General features: G+C 63.1%; 6 protein-coding genes. 2 read left to right on the plus strand and 4 right to left on the minus strand.

Translation table 11 applies throughout. The features are described from left to right. Window positions 1-9: 9 nt before the first annotated feature. The 4 genes from AAC023_RS05615 to AAC023_RS05630 all read right to left on the minus strand — a co-directional run bounded on the left by AAC023_RS05615 (window position 10) and on the right by AAC023_RS05630 (window position 5,490). The gene (locus AAC023_RS05615; RefSeq protein ID WP_339739007.1) at window positions 10-2,643 is read right to left on the minus strand and encodes an ATP-binding protein; all 2,634 of its coding nucleotides are present in this window, start codon (window positions 2,641-2,643) and stop codon (window positions 10-12) included. A gap of 61 nt (window positions 2,644-2,704) precedes the next feature. Continuing rightward, a complete protein-coding gene (locus tag AAC023_RS05620) occupies window positions 2,705-3,277 on the minus strand; it encodes a response regulator (RefSeq protein ID WP_339739010.1) in 573 nt (190 codons plus the stop codon). 18 nt (window positions 3,278-3,295) lie between these two features. Next, window positions 3,296-4,660: an EAL domain-containing protein gene (locus AAC023_RS05625; protein ID WP_339739012.1), complete on the minus strand. Its 1,365-nt coding sequence runs from the start codon at window positions 4,658-4,660 to the stop codon at window positions 3,296-3,298. Between the two features lie 278 nt (window positions 4,661-4,938). Continuing rightward, window positions 4,939-5,490: a hypothetical protein gene (locus AAC023_RS05630; protein ID WP_339739014.1), complete on the minus strand. Its 552-nt coding sequence runs from the start codon at window positions 5,488-5,490 to the stop codon at window positions 4,939-4,941. Between the two features lie 137 nt (window positions 5,491-5,627). Between AAC023_RS05630 and dusA the strand changes: the two genes are divergently transcribed. Together dusA and AAC023_RS05640 are read left to right on the plus strand one after the other, a co-directional pair. Then, window positions 5,628-6,623 (plus strand): tRNA dihydrouridine(20/20a) synthase DusA, encoded by a 996-nt coding sequence (gene dusA, locus AAC023_RS05635; RefSeq protein WP_339739016.1) that lies wholly within the window; start codon window positions 5,628-5,630, stop codon window positions 6,621-6,623. Beyond that, window positions 6,623-7,438 (plus strand): sulfite exporter TauE/SafE family protein, encoded by an 816-nt coding sequence (locus AAC023_RS05640; RefSeq protein WP_339739018.1) that lies wholly within the window; start codon window positions 6,623-6,625, stop codon window positions 7,436-7,438. The genes dusA and AAC023_RS05640 overlap by 1 nt, the downstream gene beginning before the upstream one ends. Window positions 7,439-7,510 lie beyond the last annotated feature (72 nt).

The raw sequence follows: 7,510 nt of genomic DNA on the forward strand, positions 1-7,510 counted from the left end.
GTCCGGCGGCTATTCGTTGGCTGTCAGCCGCGCTTCCATCGGCAAACTGACGAATTCATCCTCATCCTCGTCGAAACGCGATGCGTGATCGTCAATACCGCCCAGATCGGCCGCCGCCGGGGTGGTTTCGAGCGGCTGGTTCTGGCTGATCGGCAGCACGAAGCTCACCGTGGTGCCCTCGCCAAGCCGGGAATCGATCGACAGCGTGCCGCCATGCAGTTCGATCAGGGATTTCGACAGGGCCAGGCCAAGACCGGAGCCCTGATGGCTCTTGGAATGCTGGCTCTCGATCTGTTCGAAGGGACGTCCCAGCCGTGGCAGGTCATCGGCCGCAATGCCGATGCCCGTATCGGAGACCTGGAAGGCAACCCCCAGGCCTGACATGAAGCCGCGAATGGTGACGCGTCCGCCCTCGGGCGTGAATTTCACGGCGTTGGACACCAGGTTGATCATCACCTGTTTGAAGGCGCGCGGATCGACCTCGATCTCCGGCAGATCCGAGACATCGGCGTGCAGGCGCAATTGTTTTTCCTCGGCGCGGCCGCGCACGATGCGCACGCATTGCTCGACCAGATCGCCGGCATCGGTCGGCTCGGTCTGGAGCTGCATCTTGCCCGCTTCGATCTTCGACATGTCAAGGATATCATTGATCAATTCCAGCAGGTGCTGGCCGGATCCGAGAATGTCCTTCATATAGCCGACATAGCGCTGATCGCCGATCGGACCGAACATTTCGCGCAACATGATTTCCGAGAAGCCATTGATAGCGTTCAGCGGCGTGCGCAGCTCATGGCTCATATTGGCGAGGAATTCGCTCTTGGAACGATTGGCTTCCTCGGCGCGGATTTTCTCTTCCTCATATTTCTTGGCCAGGTCGGCGATGCGGGCCTGGCTGCGCTTGACGTCGTCGACGGTCTTGCGGAGCTGCGCCTCATTCTCGGTCAGGGCCGCCTCATGATGCTTGAGATCGGTGATGTCAGCGCCGACGCTGACCAGACCGCCATCGGCGGTAGCGCGCTCGGAATAGTGCAGCCAGCGGCCGTCTGCCAGTTCGATCTCATAGGTTTCGGTGCCGTCGGTATCGCCGTGGACGGCCTTGATCGCCAGGGCGGCGGCCTGTTCGACGGCGCTATAGGACATGCCGGGCTTCAGCCGGCCATCGGAGAAGTTGAACAGGTCGCGGAATTTGCGGTTCCACAGCACAAGGCGCTGGCGGGAATCCCACAGCACGAAGGATTCCGTCATCGATTCCAGCGCCGCGCGCAAACGGGTTTCGGCTGCAATGACACGGGCCTGGGCCCCCTTGCGGTCGGTGACATCGATCGCAACGCCGACGATGCGTGCCTTGGAGGCGTCGCCGGCTTCATTGAGTATGCCGCCGCGCATTTGCAGCCAGACCGGGGCGGAGGCCGCCAGGACCTCCAGGTCGACTTCACCGCCGGTCGGGGCGCCGCGCATCGCCGCGCGGAGCTTGTCGCGGTCCGGCCGGCTGAACAGTTTGAGGAATTCGGATCCGCTGCACTGAATTGCATCGCCGAGGCCGAGAATTCGCGCCAGCGAGTCAGTGACGAAGACCGTGTCCGCATCGGGATTCCAGTCCCAGACGCCGCAGCGCGCGCCTTCAATGGCGAAGCGGAAACGCTGTTCATTGTCGGCAAGTTGCTGGCGGGTCGAGCGCAGCCGCCCCATTTGCATGAAGACGAGCGCGCTCAGGCCAAGCGCGACAAAGATCGGCGCGATAAACATCAGTCCGTAGAAGAAGAGGGTGCGATACCAGGCATTCTGATTGATGCGCATGGCGCCGAGGGCATAGACGTGCAGATCCGTTCCGCTGATCGGCGCGACGGCAAAAGTGACCTGTTCCTCCCCGAAATGCGCTTGCGAACTGGCGCCGCCGCCGCCGGCGGCGAGCCGTTCGATGAAGTCATGTGTCAGGCCGAAGCGCTCGGCCAGCGGTGTGCCGGGCCTGGCGCCGGTGATGCGGGGGCGGATGGCGAGCATGCCGCCAGCCCCGTCCGCCAGGGCGACGACGCGTTCCTCGCCCCAGTCGGGCAGGACGGCGAGCACAGGCAGGCGGGCGACATAGGCCCCGACGGTTCGGTCGCTGAGCTGGGCGGGGACGGCGAGGACCAGAAAGGCCTCCCCGGCGGCCGTGATCTCAGTGGTGAAGCCGGATGGATTTTCCAGGGCAATGCCGGCAATTTCCCGCAGCCCGTTTTCCGCGCCGCCGGAGGCGAGTACGCGCCCGTCAGGCAGCAGCAGGGCGAGCTCGGCAATCAGTTCGGATTGCGCCAGTGTGGCCAGTCGGGCGCGGGCGACGGTCTCAATCTCGGTCATCGAGGTATTGCGCAGATCCGTGCTGGCGAAGGAGAGAGCGTAGCGCGCTTCGGCCAGACGCCCGGTGACGCGTTCGGCCAGATAGCCCGCAGCATTGGCCTGCGACCGCTCTGCCTCGCTGACGAGGGTTTCGCGCTCCTGCTGGATCTTGACCAAAAGAATGCCACCATAGGCAAGCGAAAACAGGACCATGGCAATAATGATCCAGCCCGCGCCGCCATTGCGGCGCGATTCTGGCGCGCGCGCAGCCTTGCCGGCGGCCTCGTCCTGGCGGGAGCTGTCTGTGCGGGGGGCAGACTGAATCATGACGTCAAACTACGTTGCATTCGCCCGCTCTGTCGACCGCGGATCCATGCGGCGGCAGCCGTCATGCGGCGCCGACGCCGTCCTTGGCGACCTCGCCTTCGGCTGCTGCCCCTGACTCGGCTTTGGCTTCGGCTTCGGCGATCGCACCGGCACGGCGCTCAGGACCGTGATAGGAGTTCTGTACGTTGCCGGCCCGGCGGCGATCAGGGCCGAAATAGGTCTTGTTGCGAATAAAGGGGCGCGGCGCATTGATCACAGACGTCAGCTTGGCGAAAATATCTCGGGCCGTGACCGGCTTGCAGCAAAATTCGGTGACACCGGCATCACGGGCTTTCTTCACCCGGCTTCGTTCCGAATATGCGCTCAGCATGACGATCGGAACCATCGGATTGGGGCTGTCATCGGCGGTTCGCACGAGGCGCACGAAATCCAGCCCGTCCAGAATATCCATCTGATAATCGGTGATGATGATGTCGACCGAATCCGAGCGCACCATGTCGAAGGCGTCTGCCGGGTCGCGGGACTCGAAAATCGACTTCATTCCGAAGCCGTGCAGCAGCGTCCGCATGATCGTCAGCATATAGCTGTTGTCGTCGACGATGAGGACTTTCAACCGGCTGAGGTCTACCGCCATGTTCCACCTATTGTCACATCAGGCGGCGCGCGAGGGGATGCGCCGTGGATCTGACAACATCTTAAGCGGGAGAGGCTTACCGAAATAGTAACCCTGGCCGTAGGTCACACCCAGCGCCTGCATGTGCTTGGCGCGTTGCTCGGTCTGGATCATTTCCGCGACCGTATCGAGCTTGAGGGCCTGGCACACGGAGACCATGCCCTGGAGGATGGCTGTGTCGCGTTCGCTCAGCTGTTGATGGCGCACATATGAACCATCAATCTTGACGATATCAGCCGGGAAGTCGCGCAGATACTGGAAACCGGCTGCACCGGCACCGAAATCGTCGAGGCAGACCCTGTGGCCCCGCTCGCGGATCTTCTGGATCACCGTATTGGCCGCCTTGACGTTCTTGACGGTTGCTGTCTCGGTCAGTTCGAAATGCAGACGGCGGCGGTCGATCCGCAGATCGGCCAGCATTTGCAGGAATTTCTTGCCCCAGGTCGGGTTTTCGAGCGAGCGGCCGGACAGATTGACGGCCAGGGCCGGCCGGTCGAAATCATCGCGCAGGAAATTGGCCGCAATCTCGACCATCGCCATATCGATCTCGTAGATCAGGCCGGTACTCTCGGCAAAGCCGACGCTTTCGGAGACGGGCTGACCGCCGGGCAAGCGAAGCAGAAGTTCGTAATGCGCCACCTTGCCGGTTGCGAGTTCGACAATGGCCTGGGCATGCGGTTCGATGACCCGCCCGGCGATGGTCGCGCGGATTTCATTCATCCGTTTGCGCGTGTCCTCCATCATTTCAGCGGCCACTTTCTGCAGGCTCTGGACATCGAGCACATTGGCGCTGTCGGCGGCCATGTTGACGGCATGCAGGAAAGCCTGGATGGCGATTTCGGGCTCAAGTTCCGGCGCGTCGGGAATGGAATCGACGCGCACGCGGGTGTTCTTGAGCGTATTGTCCTGAAGTAATTCCTCAATGCTGGTGCAAAGGGTCTTGAGGTCCGCGGAGGCCGGATGGATCAGGGCAATGCGGGCCGTGTCGACCTGTTTGGCAATGCCGCCCGTGCCGACAGTATTGGCGCATTCGGCCGTGATCGCCTGACGCAGCATATCGGCACGCTTCGCGCCGATCAGACGGCTGATATCCTCGATCCCGTCAATCTGCAGGACTGACATGGACATGGGGACGCCGGACTCGCGTGCTGTGGCGATGGCGCCCTGTGCTGTCCGGGAGAAAGCTTGGGGATCGACCTCAGCCGGTGCGTTGAGGGCGGAAAATGACATCGCCCAGCGAATCTTGCCGTCATCGCCGAGCAGCCAGGCGCTCAATTGCGCTTCACGGCCACCAACCGCGATGCGCACAGGACCGACGCGGCGGCCTGGTTTCAAACTTCGCATCAGGGCTGTCACGATGGGACGGGACGTCCGGTCAAGGCGTTGGGAAAAATCGACGCCGCCGGTATCTATACTGGGTTCGCCCAGCGTCGCCGTTGCCCCGGCAGCGTAACAGGTCAAACCGTTCAAATCCGTCTCGATCAAAATGTCTGCCGCTGCGAAAGCGAAGGACAAGAACCGGTTTCTTTGTTCAATCAGCGACATTTAGAGCTTGGTTACCTCAAGACTAAATTTCACCTTGTGCCAAATTCATTAGAGTTGCGTTAAAGCTCTCCGCGTCTTCAGGCCGGGTGAGGCGGGCTCACCGGGGCCGCTTGCGCAGGTTTGATATTGATCTCGCGGACAATATCGTTGGCGCGGCGGGCCAGTGCGGTCACGGCATTGGGCAGCTCGGTTTCCTCCGAGGCCAGCTGGATCAATTGTTCGGCCAGCTCCAGCAGTCCCGGGCTGCGGCTGAGGAGCCGCCCCTGGGCTTCGATGCGGGCCGGGTCGCGATCATATTCCGCCGCGGGCACGCGCCAGCCGCCCCAGTCCTTCGGGTCGGTCACGACGACCGGGAATGTGCCGGGATAGGGGTGGCGGCTGCATTCTTCGATGCTCTGCCACTTATTCTTCGCGCGCAGCACACGCCAATTCTCGCCATCGACGTTTTCGACCTGTTCGGCCGCCAGCTCATTGGTGGTGAAGTCGCGCCCGAGACCGCAATCATAATAGATCCGGACCGGCTCCTCGACGTCCTTCACCCAATGCGGTTTGACATGTTCGACGATCGCCCAGGTGCCGACCGGCGCCACATAGACGCGTTGGTGTTTGTGAAACAGTGCTTTCGCCATGACTCATCCCTCCAGGCGGTGCCACAAGAGCACAGGCGGATTGAAACCGCGTGAATCCGAATGGCGGCATTTGAATCTTTGGGCGCCCGGCGGAAGACACAAATTGCCCAGGGCGCGTGCGCGCGCTATGTGGCGGCATGAGCCCTGATCGAACGCTGGATCGCCGCCTGAGCGTGGCACCCATGATGGACTGGACCGACCGGCATTGCCGGGCCTTTCATCGTGTCCTGAGCCGGCATGCCCTGCTGTACACGGAAATGGCTGTCGACAAGGCGTTGATCCATGGCGACCCGCAGCGGATTATCGGTTTCGATCCGGTCGAACAGCCCGTCGCCCTCCAGCTGGGCGGCTCGGTGCCCGAAGACCTCGCACGGGCGGCGCGGATCGGGGCCGGTTTCGGCTATGCCGAGATCAATCTCAATATCGGCTGTCCCTCCGACCGGGTCCAGTCGGGCCGGTTTGGCGCCTGCCTGATGCAGGAACCCGAACTGGTCGCCGATTGCGTCAAGGCGATGCAGGATGCGGTCGATGTCCCGGTGACGGTGAAATGCCGTATCGGTGTTGACGACCAGGATCCGGAAACCGCGCTGTTCGGCTTTGTCGATACGGTTTCGGCAGCGGGCGTGACGAGCTTTGCCGTCCATGCCCGCAAGGCCTGGCTCAAGGGGCTGAGCCCGAAAGAGAACCGTACCATTCCGCCGCTCGATTATGATCTGGTGCGCCGGCTGAAACAGCGCCGACCGGAGCTGGAAATTATCCTCAATGGCGGGCTGGAAACGCTCGACCAGGCGCTCGCCGAAAGTGCGGGCCTCGACGGTGCCATGATCGGCCGCGCCGCCTATCACGATCCCTGGGTGCTGGCGCGGGTGGATTCGCGGATATTCGCTGCGCCGGATCCAGTCGCCACGCGCCATGCCGCCCTGCATGCCTACCGGCCCTATCTGCAAGCCCGGCTGGATGAGGGCGTTTCATTGCACTCCATGACGCGCCACGTGCTCGGCCTGTTCCAGGGCCTGCCGGGGGCACGCCATTGGCGGCGCATTCTCTCCGAGAAATCCAATCGCCCGGGCGCAGGCTTGGACGTGCTCGACGAGGCCAGCGCCGCAGTTCCACAACAAGACGAGGCCGCGTGATGACGGACATCCTTCTGCTGATCGCGGCTATGGCCGCGACGGGCGCCTTTGCCGGCCTGGTGGCTGGCCTGTTCGGAATTGGCGGCGGCGTTGTGATGGTGCCGGCGATGTATTACGCGCTCTCGGCGCTGGGCTATCAGGACGACAAGCTGATGCATGTCGCGGTCGGGACCTCGCTGGCCGTCATCGTCGCCACCTCGATGCGCAGCCTCTCGGCCCATGCCAAGCGCGGCGCGGTGGATTTCCAGGTTTTGCGCAGCTGGGGGCCGTGGATTGTCGGCGGCACGCTGCTCGGCTCCGTGATCGCCGACCAGGTGTCAGGCCGGGTGCTGACGGGCCTGTTTGGCGGCATGGCGCTATTGCTGTCGCTGCAATTCTTCTTCGGACGCCTGGACTGGAAACTGCGCGACGAACTGCCCGGCGGCGCGGCGCGGGCCGGGCTGGGCGGTCTGATCGGCATCATGTCGGCGATGATGGGGATTGGCGGCGGGGTGTTTGGCGTCACCCTGATGACGCTGTGCGGCAAGTCGATCCACAAGGCCGTCGCGACGGCTGCCGGTTTCGGCGTCGCCATCGGCCTGCCCGGCGCAGTCGGCTATATCGCCAATGGCTGGGGTTCGGGCATCGTGCCCTATTCGCTGGGCTATGTGAATCTGCCCGCCTTCCTCCTGCTCGCCGGATCGGCTTTCTTCGTCGCACCGATCGGGGCCAAGCTGGCGCATGATCTGCCGGCGGCGACCCTGAAGCGGTTCTTCGCGATCGGCCTTGTGGCCGTTGGCGGCATGTTGCTGAAGGAAGCGGTGCTGGGCGGCTGACCGGAGCGGATATTCAGGGCCGCAGCACCAGTTCATCGCCGCGGATCTCAACGCCCGAGAGGCGATTGAGCG

This window comes from uncultured Maricaulis sp. (assembly GCF_963976135.1).
Classification (GTDB): Bacteria; Pseudomonadota; Alphaproteobacteria; order Caulobacterales; family Maricaulaceae; genus Maricaulis.

Excerpts from the sequence above, each read along its gene's own strand:
- AAC023_RS05615 (WP_339739007.1), bottom strand. The coding sequence starts at position 2,643 with ATGATTCAGTCTGCCCCCCGCACAGACAGCTCCCGCCAGGACGAGGCC.
- AAC023_RS05620 (WP_339739010.1), bottom strand. The coding sequence starts at position 3,277 with ATGGCGGTAGACCTCAGCCGGTTGAAAGTCCTCATCGTCGACGACAAC.
- AAC023_RS05625 (WP_339739012.1), bottom strand. The coding sequence starts at position 4,660 with ATGCGAAGTTTGAAACCAGGCCGCCGCGTCGGTCCTGTGCGCATCGCG.
- AAC023_RS05630 (WP_339739014.1), bottom strand. The coding sequence starts at position 5,490 with ATGGCGAAAGCACTGTTTCACAAACACCAACGCGTCTATGTGGCGCCG.
- dusA (WP_339739016.1), top strand. The coding sequence starts at position 5,628 with ATGAGCCCTGATCGAACGCTGGATCGCCGCCTGAGCGTGGCACCCATG.
- AAC023_RS05640 (WP_339739018.1), top strand. The coding sequence starts at position 6,623 with ATGACGGACATCCTTCTGCTGATCGCGGCTATGGCCGCGACGGGCGCC.